The organism is Streptomyces liangshanensis (assembly GCF_011694815.1).
GTDB lineage: Bacteria > Actinomycetota > Actinomycetes > Streptomycetales > Streptomycetaceae > Streptomyces > Streptomyces liangshanensis.
This window is the reverse complement of record NZ_CP050177.1, coordinates 6,659,697-6,683,379: the sequence shown is the minus strand read 5'-3', so window position 1 is coordinate 6,683,379 and position 23,683 is coordinate 6,659,697. Positions and strand designations below refer to the sequence as shown.

Annotated in this window: 22 protein-coding genes and 1 riboswitch; of the genes, 1 reads left to right on the top strand and 21 read right to left on the bottom strand. The window is 72.9% G+C overall.

Annotated features, from left to right (window positions below):
• Positions 1 to 57 precede the first annotated feature (57 nt).
• The 11 genes from HA039_RS29025 to HA039_RS28975 form a co-directional block, all read right to left on the bottom strand.
• Positions 58 to 1,110, bottom strand: coding sequence for a hemolysin family protein (locus HA039_RS29025; protein ID WP_167034286.1), 1,053 nt, complete (start codon positions 1,108 to 1,110; stop codon positions 58 to 60).
• Positions 1,107 to 2,633, bottom strand: a complete 1,527-nt coding sequence (locus HA039_RS29020; RefSeq protein ID WP_243869790.1) for a hemolysin family protein — start codon at positions 2,631 to 2,633, stop codon at positions 1,107 to 1,109. The genes HA039_RS29025 and HA039_RS29020 overlap by 4 nt, the downstream gene beginning before the upstream one ends.
• A 182-nt stretch (positions 2,634 to 2,815) precedes the next feature.
• Positions 2,816 to 3,361: a PH domain-containing protein gene (locus HA039_RS29015; protein WP_425086391.1), complete on the bottom strand. Its 546-nt coding sequence runs from the start codon at positions 3,359 to 3,361 to the stop codon at positions 2,816 to 2,818.
• Between the two features lie 37 nt (positions 3,362 to 3,398).
• On the bottom strand, positions 3,399 to 4,247 hold the full coding sequence (hisG, locus tag HA039_RS29010; RefSeq protein WP_167034284.1) for an ATP phosphoribosyltransferase: 849 nt from the start codon (positions 4,245 to 4,247) through the stop codon (positions 3,399 to 3,401).
• Between the two features lie 77 nt (positions 4,248 to 4,324).
• Positions 4,325 to 4,597 (bottom strand): phosphoribosyl-ATP diphosphatase, encoded by a 273-nt coding sequence (locus tag HA039_RS29005; RefSeq protein WP_161310382.1) that lies wholly within the window; start codon positions 4,595 to 4,597, stop codon positions 4,325 to 4,327.
• A gap of 34 nt (positions 4,598 to 4,631) precedes the next feature.
• A complete protein-coding gene (gene ribH, locus HA039_RS29000; RefSeq protein WP_161310383.1) occupies positions 4,632 to 5,117 on the bottom strand; it encodes a 6,7-dimethyl-8-ribityllumazine synthase in 486 nt (161 codons plus the stop codon).
• Between the two features lie 80 nt (positions 5,118 to 5,197).
• Positions 5,198 to 6,496, bottom strand: coding sequence for a bifunctional 3,4-dihydroxy-2-butanone-4-phosphate synthase/GTP cyclohydrolase II (locus tag HA039_RS28995; RefSeq protein ID WP_167034283.1), 1,299 nt, complete (start codon positions 6,494 to 6,496; stop codon positions 5,198 to 5,200).
• A complete protein-coding gene (locus HA039_RS28990; protein WP_167034282.1) occupies positions 6,493 to 7,143 on the bottom strand; it encodes a nicotinamide mononucleotide transporter family protein in 651 nt (216 codons plus the stop codon). Before HA039_RS28990 ends, HA039_RS28995 begins: the two co-directional genes overlap by 4 nt.
• A complete protein-coding gene (locus HA039_RS28985) occupies positions 7,140 to 7,748 on the bottom strand; it encodes a riboflavin synthase (RefSeq protein WP_167034281.1) in 609 nt (202 codons plus the stop codon). Before HA039_RS28985 ends, HA039_RS28990 begins: the two co-directional genes overlap by 4 nt.
• Positions 7,749 to 8,924 carry a bifunctional diaminohydroxyphosphoribosylaminopyrimidine deaminase/5-amino-6-(5-phosphoribosylamino)uracil reductase RibD gene (gene ribD / locus HA039_RS28980; protein WP_167037772.1) on the bottom strand — a complete coding sequence of 392 codons (1,176 nt, stop codon included), beginning with the start codon at positions 8,922 to 8,924 and terminating at the stop codon, positions 7,749 to 7,751. It lies immediately after the preceding gene.
• Positions 8,925 to 9,105: 181 nt separating this feature from the next.
• Positions 9,106 to 9,236: riboswitch (FMN riboswitch) on the bottom strand.
• A 76-nt stretch (positions 9,237 to 9,312) separates the two neighbouring features.
• The gene (locus HA039_RS28975) at positions 9,313 to 10,512 is read right to left on the bottom strand and encodes an ROK family transcriptional regulator (protein WP_167034280.1); all 1,200 of its coding nucleotides are present in this window, start codon (positions 10,510 to 10,512) and stop codon (positions 9,313 to 9,315) included.
• Positions 10,513 to 10,693: 181 nt separating this feature from the next.
• Here HA039_RS28975 and HA039_RS28970 point away from each other — a divergent pair, with 181 nt between their 5' ends.
• Positions 10,694 to 11,980 (top strand): MFS transporter, encoded by a 1,287-nt coding sequence (locus tag HA039_RS28970; RefSeq protein WP_167034279.1) that lies wholly within the window; start codon positions 10,694 to 10,696, stop codon positions 11,978 to 11,980.
• On the opposite strand, the gene HA039_RS28965 is transcribed toward HA039_RS28970, so the two are convergent.
• The 10 genes from HA039_RS28965 to HA039_RS28920 form a co-directional block, all read right to left on the bottom strand.
• Entirely contained in the window at positions 11,934 to 12,401 is a 468-nt protein-coding gene (locus tag HA039_RS28965) for an acyl-CoA thioesterase (RefSeq protein WP_167034278.1), read from the bottom strand. The genes HA039_RS28970 and HA039_RS28965 overlap by 47 nt on opposite strands.
• Positions 12,402 to 12,562: 161 nt before the next feature.
• Positions 12,563 to 13,834, bottom strand: a complete 1,272-nt coding sequence (locus HA039_RS28960) for an alginate lyase family protein (protein WP_167034277.1) — start codon at positions 13,832 to 13,834, stop codon at positions 12,563 to 12,565.
• Between the two features lie 163 nt (positions 13,835 to 13,997).
• Positions 13,998 to 15,704, bottom strand: a complete 1,707-nt coding sequence (locus HA039_RS28955; protein WP_167034276.1) for a flavin monoamine oxidase family protein — start codon at positions 15,702 to 15,704, stop codon at positions 13,998 to 14,000.
• Between the two features lie 56 nt (positions 15,705 to 15,760).
• The gene (locus tag HA039_RS28950; protein WP_167034275.1) at positions 15,761 to 16,558 is read right to left on the bottom strand and encodes a carbon-nitrogen hydrolase family protein; all 798 of its coding nucleotides are present in this window, start codon (positions 16,556 to 16,558) and stop codon (positions 15,761 to 15,763) included.
• A gap of 152 nt (positions 16,559 to 16,710) precedes the next feature.
• Positions 16,711 to 17,193 (bottom strand): Lrp/AsnC family transcriptional regulator, encoded by a 483-nt coding sequence (locus HA039_RS28945; protein ID WP_161309538.1) that lies wholly within the window; start codon positions 17,191 to 17,193, stop codon positions 16,711 to 16,713.
• Between the two features lie 217 nt (positions 17,194 to 17,410).
• Entirely contained in the window at positions 17,411 to 18,268 is an 858-nt protein-coding gene (locus tag HA039_RS28940) for an RNA polymerase sigma factor SigF (RefSeq protein WP_167037770.1), read from the bottom strand.
• 141 nt (positions 18,269 to 18,409) lie between these two features.
• Positions 18,410 to 19,852 (bottom strand): GuaB1 family IMP dehydrogenase-related protein, encoded by a 1,443-nt coding sequence (locus tag HA039_RS28935; RefSeq protein ID WP_167034274.1) that lies wholly within the window; start codon positions 19,850 to 19,852, stop codon positions 18,410 to 18,412.
• 245 nt (positions 19,853 to 20,097) lie between these two features.
• Complete coding sequence (locus HA039_RS28930) at positions 20,098 to 21,114, bottom strand: sugar-binding transcriptional regulator (RefSeq protein WP_167037768.1); 1,017 nt, start codon at positions 21,112 to 21,114, stop codon at positions 20,098 to 20,100.
• A gap of 198 nt (positions 21,115 to 21,312) precedes the next feature.
• On the bottom strand, positions 21,313 to 21,996 hold the full coding sequence (gene rpe / locus HA039_RS28925) for a ribulose-phosphate 3-epimerase (RefSeq protein ID WP_167034273.1): 684 nt from the start codon (positions 21,994 to 21,996) through the stop codon (positions 21,313 to 21,315).
• Between the two features lie 228 nt (positions 21,997 to 22,224).
• Positions 22,225 to 23,658: an RsmB/NOP family class I SAM-dependent RNA methyltransferase gene (locus HA039_RS28920; RefSeq protein WP_167034272.1), complete on the bottom strand. Its 1,434-nt coding sequence runs from the start codon at positions 23,656 to 23,658 to the stop codon at positions 22,225 to 22,227.
• Positions 23,659 to 23,683: the final 25 nt, after the last annotated feature.

Here is a 23,683-nt window from a genome sequence, read left to right as displayed (position 1 = left end):
GGCGGGACACGACGGCGGGCCGGCCCCTGAGGGCCGGCCCGCGTCACGCGGCGCGGGTCAGAGCGCCAGCGCCTGGTTCTCCCGGTGGGACGGGTCGCGCACCTCACCGACCAGCATCTCCAGCACGTCCTCCAGCGCCACCAGCCCGAGCACCCGCCCGGACCCGTCGGCGACCTGGGCGAGGTGCGTGGCCGCCCGGCGCATCACGGTGAGGGCGTCGTCCAGCGGCAGTTCCGCCCGCAGGGTCGCCATCGGCCGCCACACGTGCTGCGGTACGGCCCGCTCGGCCGCCTCCAGGTCGAGGACGTCCTTGACGTGGAGGTAGCCCATGAAGGCCGCGTTGCCCTCCGCGCACACCGGGAAGCGCGAGTAGCCGGTCCGTACGGTCAGCTCCTCGATCTCGCGCGGGGTGACCGACGGCGTCACCGTCACCAGCGAGGCCCGCGCGAGCAGGACGTCGGTGACCGGGCGGCTGCCCAGCTCCAAGGCGTCCTCCAGGCGCTCCTGCGCCTCCGCGTCGAGCAGGCCGGCCTGGCCCGAGTCCTCGACGAGGCGGTTGAGCTGCTCGCTGGTGAAGACCGCCTCCACCTCGTCCTTGGGCTCGACCCGGAACGCCCGCAGGACCAGCCGGGCGCAGGCGCCCAGCGCGGCCGTCACCGGGCGGCAGAGCCGGGCGAAGCCGACCAGGCCGGGGCTGAGCCACAGCGCGGTCTTCTCGGGGGCCGCCATGGCCAGGTTCTTCGGGACCATCTCCCCGATGACCAGGTGCAGGAACACCACCAGCGCCAGGGCGATGACGAAGCCCAGCGGATGGATGAGGCCCTCGGGCACCCGGACCGCGTGGAACAGCGGCTCCAGCAGGTGCGCCACGGTCGGCTCGGCCACCGCGCCGAGCGTCAGCGAGCAGACGGTGATGCCGAACTGCGCCGCCGCCATCATCTGCGGCAGGTTCTCCAGGCCGTGCAGCACCTGCCGCGCGCGGGCGGAGCCGAGGGCGGCGTGCGGTTCGATCTGGCTGCGGCGTACGGAGACGAGGGCGAACTCGGCGCCGACGAAGAACCCGTTGGCCAGGACGAGGAGCACGGCGAGGCCCAGTTGCAGCACGCTCATCGGGAGCCCTCCGCCATCGCGGGGCTGTCCGCCGGGGCGTCCTGCGCGACGAGCCCGGCGTGCGGGTCGTCGTGGGCGCCCACGGCCGGGCCGTCCCCGGCCACGCCCGCCGGCACCTTCGCGGGGCCGCCCGTACGGGATCCGGCGGGCCGGGGGGCGGGCGCGTCGTGCGCGAGGTCCTTCGGGGTGCCCGGGTAGCCGTCCGCCGGTACGTCGCCGGTACGGACCAGCCGTACCCGCTCGGCCCGGTAGCGGTCCACCCGCCGGACGGAGAGCCGCCAGCCGGGCAGCTCGGCCCGGTCCCCGGGGGCAGGGATCCGGCCCAGCAGGTCGGCGACGAGGCCGGCCAGCGTCTCGTACGGGCCGTCGGGCACGTCGAGGCCGATGCGCCGCAAGGTGAGGACGCGGGCGCTGCCGTCGGCCTCCCAGGCGGGTCTGCCGTCCTCGGCGGCGACGGGGGCCAGTTCCGGCTTCCCGTCGCCCTCGGCGTCGTGCTCGTCCCTGACCTCGCCGACGAGCTCCTCGATGATGTCCTCCAGGGTGACGACCCCGGCCGTACCGCCGTACTCGTCGACGACGACGGCTATCGGCTGCTCGCTGCGGAGCCGCTCCAGCAACTGCTGGACGGGCAGGGTCTCGGGGACGAGCAGCGCCGGGACGGCGATGCGCCCGGCCTCCGTACGCGCCCGCTCGTCGCGGGGCACGGCCAGCGCGTCCTTGAGGTGCACCATGCCGACGATCTCGTCGATGCGCTCCCGGTAGACCGGGAAGCGGGACAGGCCGGTGGCCCGGGTGAGGTTGAGGACGTCCGCGGCGGTCGCGTCCGACTGGAGGGCGCTGACCTTCACGCGGGGTGTCATCACGTGCTGCGCGGTGAGCCGGCCGAGGGACAGGGTCCGTACGAACAGGTCGGCGGTGTCCTGTTCGAGCGTGCCCGCCTGGGCCGAGTGCCGGGCCAGGGAGACCAGCTCGCCGGGCGTACGGGCCGAGGCGAGCTCGTCCGTCGGTTCCACGCCCAGCATCCGGACGAGGCGGTTGGCGACGGTGTTGAGCAGGGTGATCACCGGCCGGAACGCGGTCGAGAAGAGGTGCTGGGGTCCGGCGACGAACCGGGCCACCTGGAGCGGCCTGGAGACCGCCCAGTTCTTGGGGACCAGCTCGCCGATCACCATCTGGACGGCGGAGGCGAGCAGCATGCCGACCACCACCGAGATCCCGGAGACCGCGCCGTCGGGCAGACCGGTCGCGGTCAGCGGCCCGTCGAGCAGGTGGGCGAGGGCCGGTTCGGCGAGCATGCCGACGACCAGGGAGGTGATGGTGATGCCCAGCTGGGTGCCGGAGAGCTGGAACGAGAGCTCGCCGAGCGCCTTGACGACCGTGCGGGCGCGCCGGTCACCGGTGGCGGCGGCGCGCTCGGCGTCCGGCCGGTCCACGGTGACGAGGCCGAACTCGGCCGCCACGAAGAAGCCGTTGGCGAGGATGAGAAGGAATGCCGCGGCGAGCAGCAGAAGGGAGAGGGTCATGCCGCCGCCTCGTCGAAGGGGGCGGCGCAGGTACTACCGGATGATCCGTCCATTGCTGGAGGGAGTCACTCCTCGGGTCGCAGGGTGCCCCACGGGCCGGACACGGCCGTCGGATGCGGGGCGCGGCGCACTCGGCGCCGCCACACCAGAGTAATCAAGACAGGGGCGTGGAGGGCAGGGGCTCAGCCGTTGTGGCTTCCGGCGTCACCGGCACCGGTGCCCCGGGGGTCGCTCCCCGGGGCACCGGGACCGGTGTCCCGGGCGTCGGTGCCGGTCCCGTGGGACTCGGCGAGGGCGCGCAGGGCGCGCGCGTCGCGGATGGCGTGTTCCTTGGCGACACCGGGCTGGATGGCCAGGACGGGCAGGCTGCTGCCGTCGCTGAGGTCCAGGAAGACCCAGGGGTCGCCGGTGCGCAGGTTGACCCGCAGGATCTCGGCCCAGGCCAGCCGTCGGGTCCGGGTGAGATTGACCACGGTCACCCCGTCGGCGTCCGCGACGACCTTCGGCCGGCTCAGCAGCGCGAGCACCCCGAAGAACAGCGCGGCGGTGACGATGAAGCTCAGCCGCTCCCCCGGGTTCAGCTGGTCCAGCGTCATGCCGATGGCGGAGATGACCGCGAACATCACGGCGCCGACGCTGAGGAGCACGATCCGGGTACGGGTGGCCCGGAAGGTGACGGGGAGCACGGACAGCACTGGCATGGGGTCTCGGTCTTCCGGAGGGGTCATCGGGGCGGCCGGGGACGGCGTGGGGGGCGGGCCGGACTCAGAGGCGGCAGGCGTGGATGGCGGTCGTGAGGATCGCGCGGGCGCCCAGCTCGTACAGGTCGTCCATGATCCGCTGCGCCTCCTTGGCGGGGACCATCGCGCGGACCGCGACCCAGCCCTCGTTGTGCAGCGGGGAGATGGTCGGCGACTCCAGGCCCGGGGTGAGGGCCACGGCGCGCTCCAGGTGCTCGGCGCGGCAGTCGTAGTCCATCATCACGTAGCTGCGGGCCACCAGGACGCCCTGGAGGCGGCGCAGGAACTGCTGCACCTTGGGCGACTCGGCGTCGGCGCCGGTGCGCCGGATGACCACGGCCTCGGAGGTCATGATCGGCTCGCCGATGACCTCCAGGCCCGCGTTGCGCAGGGACGTACCGGTCTCGACCACGTCCGCGATGATCTGGGCGACGCCCAGTTCGATCGCGGTCTCGACCGCGCCGTCCAGGTGGACGACGGAGGCGTCGACGCCGTTGTCCGCGAGGTGCTTGGCGACGATGCCCTCGTAGGACGTGGCGACGGTCATGCCGCCGAAGTCCTGGACCCCGTCGGCCGTGCCGGGCTTGGTGGCGTAGCGGAACGTGGAGCGGGCGAAGCCGAGCGGGAGGATCTCCTCGGCGCTGGCGCCGGAGTCCAGCAGCAGGTCGCGGCCGGTGATGCCGATGTCGAGCCGGCCGGAGCTGACGTAGATCGCGATGTCGCGCGGGCGGAGGTAGAAGAACTCGACCGCGTTGTCCGGGTCGACCAGGACCAGTTCCTTGGACTCCTTGCGCTGCTGGTAGCCGGCCTCATGGAGCATCGCCGACGCAGGTCCTGACAGGGAGCCCTTGTTGGGGATGGCGATGCGCAGCATGGGGTCCGATTCCTTTGTGCGGAGGAGGGGGCCCGACCGGGCCCGGTGGCCCGGTCGGGGACGTGCGGCGGTACGGCTCAGAGATGGGCGTACACGTCGTCGAGGGAGATGCCGCGCGCCACCATCATCACCTGGACGTGGTAGAGGAGTTGGGAGATCTCCTCGGCGGCGGCCTCCTTGCCCTCGTACTCCGCGGCCATCCACACCTCGGCCGCCTCTTCGACGACCTTCTTGCCGATGGCGTGCACGCCTTTTTCCACCAGCTCGGCGGTGCGTGAGGTGGCGGGGTCGCCGTTGGCGGCCTTCTGCTGGAGCTCGGTGAACAGCTCCTCGAACGTCTTCTTCGACATGGTGGCGCCCACTTTACGCGGCCCGACCCGGGTCTCAACGCCAGGGTTCGGCGACGGTCCGGAGCACGGTGGCGGTCGCGACGGCGGCGGTGACCGCCTCGTGGCCCTTGTCCTCGTTCGACTCGGGCAGGCCCGCGCGGTCGAGTGCCTGGTCCTCGGTGTCGCAGGTCAGCACCCCGAAGCCGATGGGGACACCCGTGTCGATCGAGACCTGCGTGAGGCCCTGGGTGACCCCCTGGCACACGTACTCGAAGTGGGGGGTGCCGCCCCGGATGACCACGCCGAGCGCGACCACGGCGTCGTAGCCGCGGTCCGCCAGGACCTTGGCCACGACGGGCAGTTCGAAGCTGCCGGGGACACGCAGCAGTGTCGGTTCGTCGATGCCCAGCTCGCGCAGGGCGCGCAGGGCTCCGTCGACGAGTCCGTCCATGACCTTCTGGTGCCACTGGGCCGCGATCACGGCGACTCTGAGGTCTCCGCAGTTCTTCACACTCAGTTCGGGTGCGCCCTTGCCGCTCACGTCTCTCCTCGAAGCTCGTTCGGTGCGTGGTACGAGTGGGGTGTCGCGTACGGGTCGTACGCGTACGGGCCCCGCGTGTCCTACTGGTTGCCGCAGGCGGACACGGCGACGGCCGGGTCCAGCCACGGCAGGTCGTGCCCCATCCGGTCCCGCTTGGTGCGCAGGTAGCGGAGGTTGTGCTCGCCGGCCTGGACGGGCATCGGCTCGCGGCCGGTGACGGTCAGCCCGTGCCGTACCAGCGCGGAGGTCTTGTCCGGGTTGTTGGTCATCAGCCGCAGGCTGTGGACGCCGAGGTCGTCCAGGATCCGCGCGCCGGCCGCGTAGTCGCGCGCGTCGGCGGGCAGGCCCAGTTCGAGGTTGGCGTCGAGGGTGTCCCGGCCGCGCTCCTGGAGTTCGTACGCGCGCAGCTTGGACAGCAGGCCGATGCCGCGGCCCTCGTGGCCGCGCAGGTAGACGACCACGCCGCGCCCGGCCTCGGTGATCCGGTCCATGGAGGCCTGGAGCTGGGGGCCGCAGTCGCAGCGCAGCGAGCCGAAGATGTCGCCGGTGAGGCATTCGGAGTGGACGCGCACGAGCACGTCCTCGCCGTCGCCGATCTCGCCGTGGACGAGGGCGAGGTGCTCGACGCCGTCGGCGACCGAGCGGTAGCCGTACGCGGTGAAGTCGCCGGAGGCGGTGGGCAGGTGGACCTTCGCCTCGCGGCGGACGGCCGGCTCGGACGTACGGCGGTACGCGATGAGGTCCTCGATGGAGATGATCGTGAGCCCGTGCTTGCGGGCGAACGGCACCAGGTCGGGCAGGCGCAGCATCACGCCGTCCTCGCCCGCGATCTCCACGATGGCCCCGGCGGGGCGCAGTCCGGCCAGCCGGGCGAGGTCGACGGCGGCCTCGGTGTGGCCGTTGCGGACGAGCACCCCGCCTTCTCTGGCGCGCAGCGGGAAGACGTGTCCGGGCCGTACGAAGTCGGCGGGGCCGGCCGTGCCGCCCGCGAGGAGCTGGAGCGTGGTGGCGCGGTCGGCGGCGGAGATGCCGGTGGTGACACCGTGGGCGGGTCCGGCGTCCACGGAGACGGTGAACGCGGTGCCCATGGACTCGGTGTTGTGGTCGACCATCTGCGGCAGGGCGAGCCGGTCCAGTTCCGCGCCCTCCATGGGGGCGCAGATCAGGCCGCGGCACTCGCTCATCATGAAGGCGATGATCTCCGGGGTGGCCTTCTCGGCGGCGATGACGAGGTCGCCCTCGTTCTCGCGGTCCTCGTCGTCCACAACGACGACGGGCCGGCCGGCGGCGATGTCCCGGACGGCCTGTTCCACGGGGTCGAGGGCGAAGTCCTCGGCGTTGTCGGTGGAGTACCAGGTGGGCAGTGCGGTGGTCGTCATGCTGCTGCTCCTTCCAGGGAGACGGCGCCGGCCCTGGAGCGCAGCCACCAGTCGCGCATCCCCCACAGGACGAGGGCGAGGTAGATCACGTACACGAGACCGGAGAAGGCGAGCCCGCTGTTGAACGCGAGGGGCACGCCGACGAGGTCGACCAGGAGCCAGGCGAACCAGAACTCCACGAGGCCGCGGGCCTGGGCGATCATCGCGGCGAGGGTGCCCACGAAGATGTACGCGTCGGGCCAGGGGTTCCAGGAGAGCTGTGGGAAGGCGGTGAAGAGGCCGCCGACGGCGAGGGTGCCCACGGCGGTGCCGCCGGCCAGCAGGGCGCGTTCGCGCCAGGTGGCGAAGCGGACGGCGACGGTGCCGTCCTGCGCCTGCTGTCGGCCGCGCTGCCAGAGCCGCCAGCCCCACAACGCCACGCCGATGACGAGGAGTTGTTTGCCCACGCCGCCGCTGAGGTCGGCGGAGGCGTAGGCGCCGACGAGGATGACGCCGGACAGGAACTGGGCGGGCCAGGTCCAGATCGAGCGCCGCCAGCCGAGCGCCAGGGCGCCCAGGCCGATGATGTTGCCGATCATGTCGGACCACAGGATGTGCTGGCCGACGGCGGTGAAGGCCTCGCTGTTGAGCCAGGTCAGGGCGCTCACTTGGCGGGCTCCTCGGATCGGGCGCCGAGCAGGCGCTCCACGTACTTCGCGATGACGTCGACCTCGAGGTTGACGGGGTCGCCGGGGCCCTTGTGGCCGAGGGTGGTCAGCGCGAGGGTGGTGGGGATGAGGCTGATGGTGAAGTAGTCGGGTCCGGCGTCCACGACCGTGAGGCTGACGCCGTCCACGGTGATGGAGCCCTTCTCCACGACGTACTTGGTGAGGTGGGCGGGGAGCGCGACCTTGACGATCTCCCAGTGCTCGGACACCGTCCGCTCGACGACCGTGCCGGTGCCGTCCACGTGGCCCTGCACGATGTGTCCGCCGAGCCGGCCGCCCACGGCCATGGGGCGTTCCAGGTTGACCGGGGAGCCGACGGCGAGCGCGCCGAGGCTGGAGCGGTCGAGCGTCTCGGCCATCACGTCGGCGGTGAACGCGCCTCCGTCCAGGTCGACCACGGTCAGACAGACACCGTTCACGGCGATGGAGTCGCCGTGCTTCGCGCCGTCGGTGACGACGGGGCCGCGCAGCGTGAAGCGGGAGGCGTCGCCGAGATTCTCGACGGCGGTGACCTCACCCAGTTCTTCGACGATTCCGGTGAACACTCAGTGCTCCTTTGTGGCGGTGCCCGGCGTGGCGGGCACGGAGGTGGCGGTGTCGGCGACGGCACTGTCGTGGACGGCTGTGGCGGGGGGCTCGGTGGTGGCGCCCGCGGTCCCGGGGGTGTCCCGGTCGGGGACGGCGGTGACGCGCAGGTCCGTGCCGATGGGCGTGCTCTCCGTCATGCGGAGTCGCAACGCCCCGGCGAGCGTGGTGATTCCGGCGTCCCCGAGGGCGGCCGGGCCGGCGCCCAGGAGGACGGGGGCGAGGTAGCCGACGACCTTGTCGACGGCGCCCGCGGCGACGAACGCGCCGGCCAGCGCCGGACCGCCTTCGAGGAGGACGGACCGGACGCCGCGTGCGTGGAGGGCGGCCAGCAGGGCGGGGATGTCCAGGCCGCGCGCGGCGCGGGGCAGCCGTACGACGTCCTTGAGGTGGCCCCGCCCGCTCAGGTCGGCGTCCTCGGCGACGGCGATCAGGGTGGGCGCGGCGGAGTCCAGGACCCGGGCGCCCGGCCGGACGGCGGTGGCCTCGGTGTCGACGACGACCCGCAGGGGTTGCACGGCGCCCTCGACGCCCCGTACCGCGAGGTGGGGGTCGTCGGTACGGGCGGTCCCGGAGCCGACCACGACGGCGTCGGCCTCGGCGCGCAGCCGGTGGACGTCGGCGCGGGCCTCGGCGGAGGTGATCCAGCGGCTGGTGGAGTCGGCGGCGGCGATCCGGCCGTCGAGGGTGGCGGCGTACTTCCATACGACGTGGGGGCGGCCGAGCCGTACGGAGGTCAGCCAGGCGGTGTTGCCGGCCTCGGCCTCCTCCTCCAGCAGGCCCCGCTCGACGGTGACGCCGGCCGCGCGCAGGGTGTCGGCGCCGCCCTTCGCCCGGGGGTTGGGGTCGGCGACCGCGTACAGGACCCGGGCGACGCCAGCGTCGACGAGCGCCTGGGAGCAGGGGCCGGTCCGGCCGGTGTGGTCGCAGGGTTCGAGCGTGACGTAGGCGGTGCCGCCCCGGGCGCGTGCGCCGGCCGCGCGCAGGGCGTGGACCTCGGCGTGCGGGCCGCCGGCCCGCTGGTGGAACCCCTCGCCCGCGAGCCGACCCGAGGCGTCGAGGACGACGCATCCGACGACCGGGTTCGGGCTGGTGGAGCCGAGTCCGTGGGCGGCGAGCGTGATGGCGCGACGCATCGCGTCCGCGTCGGTCACCGCTTCGGCTTCCGTTGCCACCGGGTCCTCCTGCCTCTGGGGCACGGACTCCGGGGCCTGTCGATGACGACAGAGAAACGGGACACGCACGGGGGCGCCAGGGCCGGAGAACCGGCTCGTCCGAGGACGAGCCGCCGACGGCGGCATACCCGATCATGGCCCGCCGCGCACTGCCTCCCATCCGGACTTTCACCGTCGGTCCAGGAATCTCACCTGGTCAACCGGCCGCTGGCTGCGGACGGGTCGCGGACTATAACCGCCGGTTCGGAATTACACCGACCCCGGAGTGCGCTGCTTCTGGTACAGAAACAGTGTGCCACGGCTGATCGTCGGCCAACCGGGTGACCACTGTGGGCTGGCTCACAGACGGTCAGTGCGCGGTCACCGGATCCCCGGCGCCCGGCGCGAACAGGGCGTCCTGGGCCGCGTCGCGCGCAGTGAGCAGGGCGCCCCGCAGGACCGCCGCGCCGCCCAGGGTCCCGGCCCTGACCTCCGTACGCAGCGGGGTCATGGCCGCGAGGCGTTCCTCGACGCGGGCGGCGAGGGCGGGGCCGCCCGCGTGGCCGACCTCGCCGGCCAGGACGACCCGGCCGGGGTCGATGACGGCGCTGACCGCCGCCGCCCCGATGGCCAGCCGTTCGGCCAGGGCGACGAGGAACGGTTCGCCCTTCCGCTCCGCGGCCAGGGCGGCGCGTACGTAGGCGGCCGCGGGGAGTTCCTCGGGCCGGGGGTCGGGGGTCAGGCCATGGCGTTCGCCCAGTTCGCAGACGGCCGCCGAGCCGGCCAGGGTGTGGAAGCCGCCGTCGCAGGCGAGCGCGGAGGGCAGCTGCGAGGTGCCGGGCACGGGCAGGAAGCCGATCTCGCCGGCGCCGCCGGAGGCGCCTCTGCGGAGCCGGCCGTCGAGCATGACGGCCGCGCCGACGCCGTGGCCGAGCCAGAGCAGGACAAAGGTGTCCTGGCCGCGGGCCGCGCCGAGGCGTTGTTCGGCGAGGGCGGCGAGGTTCGTCTCGTTCTCCACCAGGACGGTGGCCGGCAGCCGCTCGTGCAGGGCCGCGACGAGCCTGCGGTGCCAGGCGGGCAGGCCGCTGGTCTCGCGCAGTTCGCCGCTGACCGGGTCGACCAGTCCCGGCGCGCCGATGCCGACGCTGTGCAGGCGGACGGCCCCGGCCTCGCGGGCGGTGCGTTCGAGGAGGGCGGCGGCCCGCTCGACGGCCGGTTCGGTGGGGGTGTCGCCGTCGATGGGCTGGGAGGCCTCGGCGAGGGTCGCGCCCAGCAGGTCGGAGACCACGACGGACACGCTGTGGGTGCGCACGTCGAGCGCGGCGAGATGGGCGCGGTCGGCGACGATCCCGTACACCCGGGCATTGGGTCCGCGCCGGCGGTCTCCGGTCTCCCCGACGACGTGGACGAGCCCGGATCCCTGGAGCCGTTCGACCAGATCGGCGACGGAGGGGCGGGAGAGCCCGGTCATCGTCTTGAGCTGTCCGGCGGTCAACGGGCCCTCCTGCTGGAGGAGTCGGAGCGCGAGGCGGTCGTTGATGGCACGGGCGGTGCTCGGGGATGCGGCCATGCGGGGATCCTTCCAGATCGCCGGCGGGCGGGTTCGCCCGGTGGTCCGTCGTCCGGACCGGCGGGTGCTCCGCCGACCGGATCGGTGGGGACGCTATCTATCAGGCAGGGTTCCTGATAATTTACTCGCCGTTTGGTGTCCGGCGCGGACGCACACGACCGGCAGGGGAGGACGCGACACGATGACGACCGAGACGATCCACGACAAGGCGAGGTTGCGGCAGGCGCGGAGGGCCGTGATGGCGGTCTTCTGCGTGCACGGCGCCGTGACCGGCAGCTTCGCCACCCGTATCCCCTGGATCCAGGACCACGCCGGGATCAGCGCGGGCCAGCTCGGCCTGGCGCTCGCGTTCCCCGCGATCGGCGCGTCGCTCGCGATGCCGCTGGCCGGGGCGATCAGCCACCGCCTCGGGGCCCGCACGGCGCTGCGCGGGCTGCTGGCGCTGTGGACGCTGTCCCTGATCCTGCCGTCGCTGATGCCGAACCTGTACGTGCTGTGCCTGGCGCTGTTCGTGTACGGCGCGACGTCGGGCATGGCGGACGTCGCGATGAACGCGCTCGGGGTGGAGGTCGAGAACCGCCTCGACAAGTCGATCATGTCCGGCCTGCACGGCATGTGGTCGCTGGGCGCGCTGATCGGCTCGGCCGCCGGGACCGTGGCCGCCCACCTGGGCACGGACGCGCGGCTGCACCACCTGGTCGCCGCGCTGGTGCTGACCGCTCTCGGCCTGCTCGCCTGCCGGCGGGTCCTGGACGTGCGCAGCGCGCCGGACGCCGAGGCGCCCCCGCACTTCGCGCTGCCGCCGCGCTCGGCGCTGCTGATCGGGGCGGTCGGGTTCTGCGCGGTCTTCGCGGAGGGCGCCAGTCTCGACTGGTCCGCGGTCTATCTCCGGGACGTGCTGGACACCTCGGCCGGGGTCGCCGCCGCGTCGACCACGGCCTTCGCCCTCACCATGACCGTGGCGCGGCTGGCGGGCGACCGGGTGGTGGACCGGTTCGGGGCGGTACGGACGGTCAGGACCGGGGGCGCGCTCGCCCTGACCGGCGGGGTCCTGGTGGTCCTGGCGCCCCATCCGCTGGTCGCCATGGGCGGCTTCGGGCTGCTGGGGCTGGGCGTGGCGGTGGTCGTGCCGCTCGCCTTCGCGGCGGCCGGGCGCAGCGGGCCGAACCCGAGCCAGGCCATCGCGGGCGTCGCGACGATCACGTACACGTCGGGGCTGATCGCCCCCTCCGCGATCGGGGCGGTCGCCGACGCGACGTCCCTGGTGGTCTCCTTCGGCCTGGTGACCCTGCTCGCCCTCGGCCTGATCGCGGGCGCCGGGGTGCTGCGTACGGGCGACCGGCGGCCGGCCGGCCCCGGCGATCCGGCTCAGGACGCGGCGTCGGGCCTCAGCGATCCCGCTCCGGGCGCGGCGTCGGCCGTCAGCGATCCGACTCCGGGCGCAGCATCGTCGCGGACAGCGCCCTGACGTGGTCGCTCCAGGCGACGGGGCGCAGGGTCGTGGGGTCGAGGCGGATCACCGTACGGGTGCCGTGGGCGTACGTCACCGAGCCGTCGGCCGAGCAGACGCGGAAGCCGGCGGTGGCCGACGTGCGGCCCAGTGGTTCCAGCCACAGGTGTACGGCGTACTCCCCCACCTGGTTCAGGGCCTGGTCGAACACGATGTGCAGGTCCTTGACGACGTTGAACTCGTCGCCCTCGGCGGCGACGAACTTCCGGCCGCCGAATCCGTGGCGCTCCCAGTAGGTGACCCAGGCCCGCTCCACCAGCACCGGGTAGCGGCTGTTGTGGAGCAGGCCCATCGGGTCGAAGTCGTCGAAGTACACGGTCACCGGGATGAGGACGCCGAACTCGACAGGGTCGGTGGTGGGCCGGGTGCCAGCGGTCATGGCAGGACTCCAGGGCGGTGCGAGGCGGCCGTTGCGGCCGGTATGGGCGGATTCATCCTATCCACCCCCTCCCTGGGCGCAGGAGTCACCCCCGTACCGGCCCCGGGACCCGCTCCCCGGCCCGGCCCCTCGCACCTCCCGGGACCCTCCCCCGGTCCCCGCTAGCCCGCGATCGAGTCGAGCTGTTCCGCGGCGGGCCGCAGCGCCCAGAGGTCGCCGGCGGGCGGTGCCTGGAGTCGCGGGACGGCCGCGCGGGCCTTGCTGTCCCCGGCGTCGGCCGCCGCGTGGACGACGTCGCTGGCCGCGTACCGGTAGAACTCCAGCTCGGGGTGGGGCCAGGCGGCGGCCCCGGTGGCGGCGGGCAGCAGGTAGTCGACGGCCTTGAACAGGCTCTGCCCCTGCGGCCCCCGGTAGGCCCAGAGGTCCACGCCGACCTGCTTGCCGATGGCGGCGAGCCGGGTATAGGCGACCAGGTCGAAGGTCGAGTAGTGCCAGCTGCGGGTCCGGGCCAGCTCCTGCGGCTGGCTGCCGTCGGCCGCGATCTGCGGATCGATCCGCTTGGCGCGCGCGTCGAGGACGATCTTCCGCGCGAGCGCCTTGTCGCCGGTGGCCAGCGCGAGGGACGCCACCTGGAGGTCCATGAAGGTGCCGTGGTTGTTCTTGGCCGCCGACTCCTCCTTGCCGAAGGGCGAGTCGACCAGCCAGCCGAGGAAGCTCTTGTTCCAGGCGCGCATTCCGTCGCGGTCGCTCTTCGTCCAACCGGGCGCGCCCGTGTCGAGGATCGCGAGCGCGTCCAGCACGCTGCTGAACTGCTGGCTGAAATCGATGATGCCGATCGCCCGGCCGTCGTACTTGCAGGGGATGAACTGCCCGTGGTTCAGGTTGGGGTTCATCCGCGTCGCCGGATCGACGAACCAGGCGCGCAGCACCTTGGCCGCCTGCTGGGAGTACTTCTTGTCGCCCGTGTAGTACCAGGCCAGGCTGAGCGTGGTGGTCGAGTTGAACACCTTCCCGAGGTCGGGGCGGTCGGTGCCCGTGTCGACCTCGGGATTGCGCTCGCCGTCGCGCTGCACGTACGGACAACCCCACGGGTTCTCGGCCGTCCTCGGCTGGGACGCCCACCAGTACGGCGCCTGGCTGAGGTAGTCGTGCGGATCGCCGCTCGGCGCCGGCCTCGGCTTGTCGACCACGGTCCAGGGGCCCTGCCCGAGCCACGAATCGGCCTGTGCGGTCAGGGACTTGACCGCCTTCCTGAGGGCGGGGTCGCCCTTGTCCAGGGCGATACGGGCCTGTTGGAGCCGCTTCCCGTCGATCACCGGGGTGGCGGGGACGGCGGGGGCCGCGGAGGAGGAGGCGGCGGGGACCAGGACGGCCGCGGCGGTGAACGCGGCGGCGATCAGGGTCCTCAGGCGCCTTCGGGGGGTTCCGCTCATCGAGCGCTCCCATCATGTATGTGAACGTCATTCACGAACGAGACCGTTGGAGCGTAGAGGTGCCCTCCACAACTCACAATGGTTCGCACACGATTCACGGATGGGACCAGCTCTGGGCATACGTGTCCGGCGAGGACCCCGCGCTCGGGCGGAAACCCCGCGCTCAGTCCTCCGGCAGCTCGACCGGCGCGATCGCGTCGAACACGTCACCGGGCCCCGGGTTCGCGGGATCCGTACCGCCGCCGAAGTGGTTCATGACTCCCCACACCGCGTTCAGCGCGGTCTGGACGGCGCCCTCGGCCCACCCCGCCGTCCACGAGATGTCGTCCCCGGCCAGGAAGATCCCCCGCTTGTCCGCGGGCAGCCGGTCCTGCATGAAGTGCGTGAACAGCCGCCGCTGGTAACGGTAGTGACCGGGCAGGTTCGCCTTGAACGCGCCCATGAAGTAGGGCTCGTTCTCCCAGGACACCGTCACCGGACTGCCGATGATGTGCCGCCGTATGTCGACCCGCGGGTAGATCTCGCGCAGCGAGCTGAGCATGACCTCCATCCGCTCCTCGGCCGACAGCGGCAGCCACTTGAGGCTGTCGTCGCACCAGGTGTACGAGAGGCAGATGACGGCCGGCTCGTCAGGACCGTTCTCCAGCAGGTACGTACCGCGCGTCATCCGGTCCGTGAGGGTCATCGACATCACGTCCCGCCCGGTGGGCCGCCCCTGGTCGTCACGCGCCTCGTCGCGCCAGAACGGCCGGTCGACCGGCACGAACAGCTTGGACGACTCCATGTAGTGGGTGCGCTCCATCGCCGTCCAGTGGTCGATCGGGAAGAGCGAGTCGTCACAGGCGATCTTGGAGAGCAGCAGCCAGGACTGGGCGGTGAAGATCGCGGCACGGTACGTACGGATCCGGCCCGACGCGTCCGTGACCGTGACGCGGTTGCCCGCGGTCCGGTGCAGCCGGGTCACCGCGGGGCGCGGCTCGCCGTCCGCGTGCAGCGACTTCAGCGAGGTGCCGGCCGGCCAGTGCGCCATCGTCTCCGGCGCGTCCGCCCAGAGCCGCAGCGGCAACTGCTCGCTGCCGCCCACGATGCCGCGGTGGTGGTCGTCCGCCTCGGTGTAGACGACCCGCAGGATCTCCAGGATCGAGTTGGGGAAGTCGGTGTCCCAGCCGCCGGTGCCGAAGCCCACCTGGCCGAAGATCTCCCGGTGGCGGAAGGACTTGAAGGCGGGCGAGTCGCAGAGGAAGCCGTAGAAGGTCTGGTTGTCGAGCTTCTCCACCAGCCGCGCCCAGATCTCCCGGATGCGCGGCACGTCGCGCTCCCGCAGGGCCCGGTTCATGTCGGAGAAGTCGGCGCCTTCCTCCAGGCAGGTGTTCCAGGCGGTCATCACGTCGCGGTAGACCTGCGGGAGGTCGTCGATGGTCCTCGCGTAGTGGGACTCGCCCTTGAGGTCGACGACCGTCGACGGGGTGCCCGCGGCCAGCGGGTTGGGGAAGGGCCGGGTCTCCAGGCCCACCAGGTCGATGTAGTGCTGGAGCGCGGTGGACGACGGCGGGAAGCGCATCGCGCCCATCTCGGCGGTGAGGGCCGGGTCGCAGCCCTCGAAGCCGACGGTACGGAGCCGGCCGCCGAGGCGGTCGGCCTCGTACACCACCGGTCGCAGCCCCATCTTCATCAGTTCGTACGCGGCGACGAGGCCGGAGACCCCGCCGCCGATGACGGCGACCTCCGCGCCGTACGCGCTCTCCGGTATCCGGCCGAGGCCGGCCGGGTCCTTGAGGAAGTCGTCGTACGCGAAGGGGAAGTCGGGTCCGAACATGGTGATCGGCGGCTGCGCCGGCTCTACGTGCTCGACAGCGGTGGGCACCGTCATGGGGTACGGACTCCTTGCGGGTACGACTGGCGCGGGGTGGGAAAGGGGGCTGGGACTCAGCCGAGCGAGGTGTACAGCCCGGGGCGGCGGTCCAGCAGGTACGGATTGGCCGCGCGGGACGCGGTCAGCAGCGCCGGGTCGGCCTCGCCGAGGACCAGTTCCTCGCCGCGCCCGGCGCGCGCCCGGGTCGTCCCGTCGGGGCCGGCCAGGCTGCTCAGTCCGACGAACTCGAACGCGCCTTCCTGGCCGGTCCTGTTCACGTACGCCACGTACATCTGGTTCTCGAACGCCCGGACCGGTACGACGGATTCGGCGACGAACTCGAAGGGGTGCATCTGCGCCGTGGGCACCAGCAGCAGGTCGGTGCCGGCGAGGGCGTGGGCCCGGACGTTCTCCGGGAACTCGACGTCGTAGCAGATCAGGAGCCCGAGCCGGAGCCCGCCCAGCTCGGCTTGGACCACGGGCCGGTCACCGGCGCTGAAGTGTTCACGCTCGAAGGGCCCGAAGAGGTGGGTCTTGCGGTAGTCGGCGAGCCGCGTGCCGTCGGGGGCGACGAGCTGGGCCGCGTTGAAGACCCGCTCGCCGTCGCGCTCGGGGTAGCCGTAGGCCACGGCGATCCCGTGCCGCGAGGCGATCGCGGCCACGGCGCGGGCGCTCGCCCCGTCGGCGGGCTCGGCCAGCCGGGCCACGTCGTCGCCGATCGCGTACCCGGTCAGGAACATCTCGGGGCACACCAGCAGCCCGGCCCCGGCCGCCGCGGCCCGGCCCGCCGCCGCGTCGAGCACCGCGAGGTTGCCGGGGACGGAACCGGGCCGGCCGGAGCTCTGGAGCAGGGCGGTACGGAGCGACGGCATGGCGGGACCTCGGACGGTACGAAAGGGGTTCTGGGGGACGTCTCGACCGTACGGGCCACCGCCCGGCCGGGACAAGACACGTCCGTTGCGCGCCGACCACCGATCCGTTGCGCGGGGACGGGTCGGGGCGGCGATTTGTTGCGCGAAGGGTCCTAACCGTGGCGGGCGGGTGAACCCGGGGCGCCGGGCGACCCCGACGAGTAGCGCCTGAGCAGGGGCGACAGCACCAGCACCGACTTGGTGCGCTCGACGTACGGCTCGCCCGCGATCCGTTCGAGCACCTGCTCGAAGTGGCGCATGTCGGCGGCGAAGACCTGGACGATCGCGTCGGCGTCGCCGGTGACGGTGGAGGCGGACGCGATCTCCGGGTAGCGCTCCAGGCCCCGGTGGATGGCCTCGGGCGAGGTGTTGCGGCTGCAGTAGATCTCGATGAACCCCTCGGTCTGCCAGCCGAGCGCGGCCGGGTCCACCCGTACGGTGAACCCGGTGATCGCCCCCTCGGCCCGCAACCGGTCGACCCGCCGCTTGACGGCCGGGGCGGACAGCCCGACGAGTGCCCCGATGTCCGCGAAGGAACGGCGGGCGTCCTCGGCCAGGGCGTGGACGATGCGTTCGTCGAGATCGTTGAGTCGCACTGCTGGTGGTTCACTTCTCTACGGCGGAGGGGCGGCGGAGACCGTCACCGAAGTAGACCACGGTGGGTGGGCCGCGCGCCGCCGAGGACGCCGAGGACGCCGAGGACATGGCCGGCCCCGTACCCCCGTACGAACGACGGAGGAGGGGCACCGCCCATGACGGGGGTGCCCCTCCTCCGTGAAGCCTGGCCTGACCGGGCCTGGTTCCGTCCGGTGTCTACTCGACCGCGAGCAGGCCGTCCCGCAGGCGGCCGGTGATGCGGGACAGCAGGCGGGACACGTGCATCTGGGTGACGCCCAGTTCGGCGCCGATCTCCGCCTGCGTCATCTCGTCGCCGAAGCGCATCCGCAGGATCTGGCGCTCGCGGTCGTCCAGTTCCTTGAGGAGCGGCTTGAGCGCCTGGACGTTCTCCGCCGTCTCCAGGCCCGCGTCGGGGGCGCCGAGGCGGTCGGAGAGCGGGGCGGAGGCCTCCGAGGAGTCGTCGGACGGGAGGTCGATCGACCCGGCCGTGTAGCCGTTGCCGGCCACGACGCCCTCTATGACCTCGTCCTCGTCCAGCCCGAGGTGCTCGGCCAGCTCGGCCGTCGTGGGCGCGCGGTCCAGCCGCTGGGACAGGTCGTCGGTCGCCCGGGCGAGGTCGATGCGCAGCTCCTGGAGCCGGCGCGGGACGTGCACCGCCCAACTGGTGTCCCGGAAGAACCGCTTGATCTCGCCGACGATGTACGGGACGGCGAAGGTCGCGAACTCCACCTCGCGGGTGAGTTCGAACCGGTCGATCGCCTTGATCAGGCCGATGGTGCCGACCTGGACGATGTCCTCCATCTGGTCCGCGCGGTTACGGAACCGGCCCGCCGCGTACCGCACCAGCGACAGGTTCAGCTCGATGAGCGTGTTGCGCGCGTACTGGTGGTCGCGCGTGCCCTCCTCCAGCTCGGAGAGCCGGGCGAAGAAGAGCTTCGAGATCTCCCGCGCGTCCTTGGGTGCCACGTCCGCCGGGCGTTCCAGGTACGGAAGGGCGTGCTCCGTGGTCGCGGCATCCTGCCGCGCCGCGTGGCGGACGCTCGTCGCCGACATCGTGTTCGCCGTGGACACATCGGCCTCCCTTGCTCCGTGGACAGTGCGGGAGGGCGCTTACCCGGTCCGCACCCATCCATGTCCGCGAATCCCAGAAACTTTTCGCGGACTTCGACAGCCTGCCCCGCCACCCGGGACGGCTCAGCCCCAACTGGCGTGCAGCGGCTTGCCCTCGGCGTATCCGGCGGCGCTCTGGATCCCGACGACGGCCTTGTCCGTGAACTCCCCCAGCGAGCCCGCCCCGGCGTAGGTGCACGCCGAGCGCACCCCGGCGACGATCGAGTCGATCAGGTCCTCGACGCCCGGCCTGCCCGGGTCGAGGAACATCCGGGAAGTGGAGATGCCCTCCTCGAACACCGCCTTGCGCGCCCGGTCGTAGGCCGACTCCTCGCTCGTACGGTTGCGTACGGCGCGGGCGGACGCCATGCCGAAGGACTCCTTGTACAGCCGCCCGTCGGACGCCTCCTGGAGGTCGCCCGGCGATTCGTACGTCCCGGCGAACCACGAGCCGATCATCACGTTCGAGGCACCGGCGGCGAGCGCCATGGCGACGTCGCGCGGGTGCCGTACGCCGCCGTCCGCCCACACGTGCTTGCCGTGCTTCCTGGCCTCGGCGGCGCACTCCAGGACGGCCGAGAACTGCGGCCTGCCCACGCCGGTCATCATGCGCGTCGTGCACATGGCGCCGGGGCCGACACCGACCTTGACGATGTCCGCGCCCGCCTCGATCAGGTCCCGTACGCCGTCGGCGGAGACGACGTTGCCCGCGACGACCGGCACGTCCGGGTCGAGCGCGCGGACGGCCCGGACGGCGGCGAGCATCGACTCCTGGTGGCCGTGCGCGGTGTCGACGACGAGCGTGTCGACCCCGGCGTCGAGCAACTGCCGCGCCTTGCCGGCCACATCGCCGTTGATCCCGACGGCGGCGGCGATCCGCAGCTTCCCGGCCGCGTCGACGGCAGGGGTGTAGAGGGTGGCGCGCAGGGCGCCCTTACGGGTGAGGATCCCGGCGAGCCGCCCGTCCGCGTCCACGGCGGGGGCCAGCTTGCGGTTGGCGCCGTCGAGCGCGTTGAACGCCTCGCGCGGGTCCATGTCCGCCGCGATCGCCAACACGTCCTTGGACATGACCTCGGAGAGCTGCGTGAAGCGGTCCACGCCGGTGAGGTCGTGCTCGGTGACGATCCCGACGGGACGGTGGTCCGCGTCGACGACCACACCCGCGCCGTGCGCCCGCTTGGGCAGCAGGGACAGGGCGTCGCCGACGGTCTGGGAGGGCGACAGGACGATCGGGGTGTCCAGCACGAGGTGCCGGGTCTTGACCCAGGACACGACCTCGGCGACGACCTCGATCGGGATGTCCTGCGGGATGACGACGAGCCCGCCGCGCCGGGCGACCGTCTCGGCCATCCGGCGGCCCGCGATCGCGGTCATGTTGGCCACGACGAGCGGGATGGTGGTGCCGGTGCCGTCGGGGGCGGCGAGGTCGACGTCCTGGCGGGAGGCGACGGCCGACCGGCCGGGGACCATGAACACGTCGTCGTACGTGAGGTCGTAGGACGGCGTCTGGCCGTTGAGGAAACGCATGCTGACCCTGTCACCTGGAGTTCTACGGAAGGGGTGGGCGGGGAGTCAGCACGGGTCCTGGGCAGGACCGGGGCGGCGGCTCCTGTGTCATCATCGCCGATCACCCCGCTTCCGGGCGAACACGGGGACCCGGTTCTGTGGGTTCCTCCCGATCACCGGGCCACGCGCTGGGGCTTCCTCCAGGGGTACGGGCCGGGGCGACCGGGTGGCGCCGACGCGCCCGGATCCCCTCGCGGGCCGCCCGGTCAGTCGCCGTCCGGGTCCGACCGCTCCAGCGCGGGGCGCGGCGCCGGGGCGAACTCCGTCAGCAGGAAGTCCGCCGCCGCCGTGTCCGTCACCAGGCTGGTGACCAGCCCGGAGCGCAGCACCGCCCCGATCGCCTCGGCCTTGCGCAGTCCGCCCGCGATCGCCACGACCTCCGGGATACGGCGCAGCCGGTCGGCCTCGACCGTGATGCACCGCTCCCCCAGGTCGCGCCCGACCCGGCGGCCCTCGGAGTCGAAGAGGTGCGCGGACATCTCGGCGGCGACGCCGAGCGACGCGTAGTGCGACCGCTCCTCGTCGCTCAGCATGTCGTGGACCGTGGAGATCCCGGCCTCCCACGAGCCGATGGAGACGGCCGCGACCGTCACCTTGTCGAAGTACTCGAAGGCGCGGGCGATGCCCGGCTGGCTGCGCAGCGCGGCGGCCGTCGCCGGGTCGGGGAGCAGCATGGGCGCGTAGATGGGGTGGGCCTCGCCGCCGGAGACCTGGGCGGCGCGCCGTACGGCCTCGACCGAGCCGCGCTCGGCCGTGCCCGCGTCGTACACCCCGGTCAGCTGGACGACCGTGCAGGGCGGCAGCCGGTCGAGCGCGGCCGCCATGTGGATCGTGGAGCGGCCCCAGGCCAGCCCGAGCACGTCACCCTCGGCGACCAGTTCGCCGAGCAGGTCGGCGGCCACCTCGCCCAGGTTCTCCGGGTCGGGCGACTCGTCGGCGGCGTCCGCGGGGGATTCCACGACGACGGCGTGCCGCAGGCCGTACCGGGCGCGCAGGGCATCGGAGCGCTCCGCGTCCAGCTCGGCGGGCACGCGGATCTCGATCCGTACGAGATCGCGCTCCAGGGCCGTCTCCAGGACCCGGGCCACCTTGAAGCGGCTGACGCCGAACTCCTCCGCGATCTGGATCTTGGACTTGCCCTCGAGGTAGAAACGGCGTGCCATGGCCGCCGCCTGCACCAGCTCCGCGGGTCCCATCCGCAGGGCCGGCCGACCCGCCGACATACCAGACACCGCGATCTCCTCACTGCTCTTCACACTCTGGGCTCTTCGCACTCCGGATCCGCTCTTCATCCTGTCAGATCCAGCCGTTCTTGATCAGCCCTGTCGGGCCCCGTTCACTTGCGCGTGGCCCGGCGGCCTCGTACCCGCGCGGCCCGTTCGTTCCCGGTACGCGCGAGCCCGGTGATCGGTTCAATCGGTTCAGTGGGCGCACGCCCAGGGCGCGGCGGCGGTGGCCTCGGTCGCCTGGTTGCGCAGCATCCGTACGGCGGCGGCCGGATCGTCCGTCCCGTAGACGGCGGAACCGGCCACGAAGACGTCGGCGCCGGCCTCGGCGCAGCGCTCGATGGTGGTGGCGGAGACCCCGCCGTCGACCTGGAGCCACAGCTCCAGGCCGTGCTTGGCGATCAGCTGCCGGGTCCGGCGGATCTTCGGCAGCATGATGTCCAGGAACGCCTGCCCGCCGAAGCCCGGCTCGACCGTCATGATCAGGAGCATGTCGAGCTCGGGAAGGAGGTCCTCGTAGGGCTCGATCGGCGTCGCGGGCTTGAGGGCCATGGACGCCCTGGCCCCCTTGGCGCGGATCTCCCGGGCCAGCCGTACGGGCGCGGCGGCGGCCTCCACGTGGAAGGTCACCGAGCCCGCTCCCGCCTCGACGTACTGCGGGGCCCAGCGGTCCGGGTCCTCGATCATCAGGTGGCAGTCCAGCGGGGTGTCCGTCGCCCGACCGAGGGCCTCGACCACCGGCACGCCGAGGGTCAGGTTCGGTACGAAGTGGTTGTCCATGACGTCGACATGGAGCCAGTCGGCGCCCTCGACGGCCTTCGCCTCCTCCGCGAGCCGGGAGAAGTCGGCGGACAGGATGCTGGGGTTGATCTGAGCCATGTGCCAAGCCTGCCATGCTCCGGGCCGCTTCCCGACCGTCCTGGGGACCCCGGTCCGGCCGGATGTCGGCCACGGACAGTCACACTCCGCGCAATCCTCGCGTATCGCGCCGGGGGCCGCGCCGACAGGCCCCGCCCGCCGGTCGGATCGGGCGGTACGAGCCGGTCGACCGGGCCACGCGGTACGGCCGGGACGGTCAGATCAGGCGGTACGAGCCCGCCGGTCGGATCACGCGGTACGGCGCAGCAGCGCCAGGTACATCGCGTCCGTGCCGTGCAGGTGCGGCCAGAGCTGGACGTCGGGCCCGTCGCCGAGCGCGGGCACGCCCGGCATCAGCGGCCTGGCGTCGACCCATTCCGCGGCGACGGCGGGGCCGCCGCGTCCGCCGAGGACGTCCTCGACCACGATCCGGGTCTCGGCGAGGTGCGGCGAGCACGTCGCGTACCCGACGATGCCGCCGATCCGTACGGCGCCCAACGCCTCGCGCAGCAGGCCGCGTTGGAGCGGGGCGAAGCCCTCCAGGTCCTCGGGGCGGCGGCGCCAGCGCGACTCGGGACGGCGGCGCAGGGCGCCCAGGCCCGAGCAGGGGACGTCGACGAGCACCCGGTCGAAGGAGCCGGGGACCCAGGGCGGGCGGGTGCCGTCGGCGGTGATCACCTGGTAAGGACCCGGGTTCCCGGCGAGCGCGCGGGCCACCAGGCGGGCGCGGTGGGGCTGCTTCTCGGCGGCCAGCAGGAGGGCGCCACGTTCGGCGGCGAGCGCGGCCATGAGGGCCGCCTTCCCGCCGGGACCCGCGCAGCCGTCGAGCCAGCGGGCGTCCGCGCCGTCGAGCGGGGCGTTGGCCACGGCCGCCGCGACGAGCTGGCTGCCCTCGTCCTGGACCCCGGCGCGCCCCTCCCGTACCGCGTCCAGCGCGCCCGGCTCGCCGCCCTCGGCCAGCCGTACCGCGTAGGGCGACCAGCGGCCCGGCAGCGCGGAGTCCTCGCCGACCGCCGCGACGAGTTCGGCGGTGGTGGAGCGGCCGGGGCGGGCGACCAGCGTCACCTCGGGGCGTTCGTTGTCCGCTTCGAGCAGGTCCTCGATGCCGGCCCGGCCGCCGCCCAGCGCGTCCCACAGCGCGGAGACCACCCAGCGCGGGTGGGAGTGGACCACCGCGAGATGGTCCTCCGGGTCCTGGTCGTACGACGGGGCGACCTGCTGGAGCCAGGAGTCCAGGTCGTGCTGCGAGATCTTCCGCAGGACGGCGTTGACGAACCGCGCGCGGCCGTCGCCGAGCACCACCCGGGCCAGCTCGACACTGGCGGAGACGGCGGCGTGCGTCGGGATGCGGGTGCCGAGGAGCTGGTGGGCGCCGAGGGCCAGCACGTCCAGGACGGGCGGGTCGACCTCGCGCAGCGGCCGGTCGATGCACGCGGAGATGATCGCGTCGTACGTGCCCTGGCGGCGCAGCGTCCCGTACACCAGCTCGGTGGCGAGGGCCGCGTCGCGGGTCTCGAACTCCTTGTTCTCTCTGGCCTTCTTGAGGAGGGGCGGCAGAACGAGGTTCGCGTACGCGTCCCGTTCGTCCACCGCCCGCAGCGCCTCGAAGGCGAGCATCCGCACGGGATCCTTCTTGGGGCGGCGGTACGGGGTGGCGGGACGGCGACGGGCCTGCTCGTTCAAAGGTGCTCCGCGGTGAGGAAGAGTC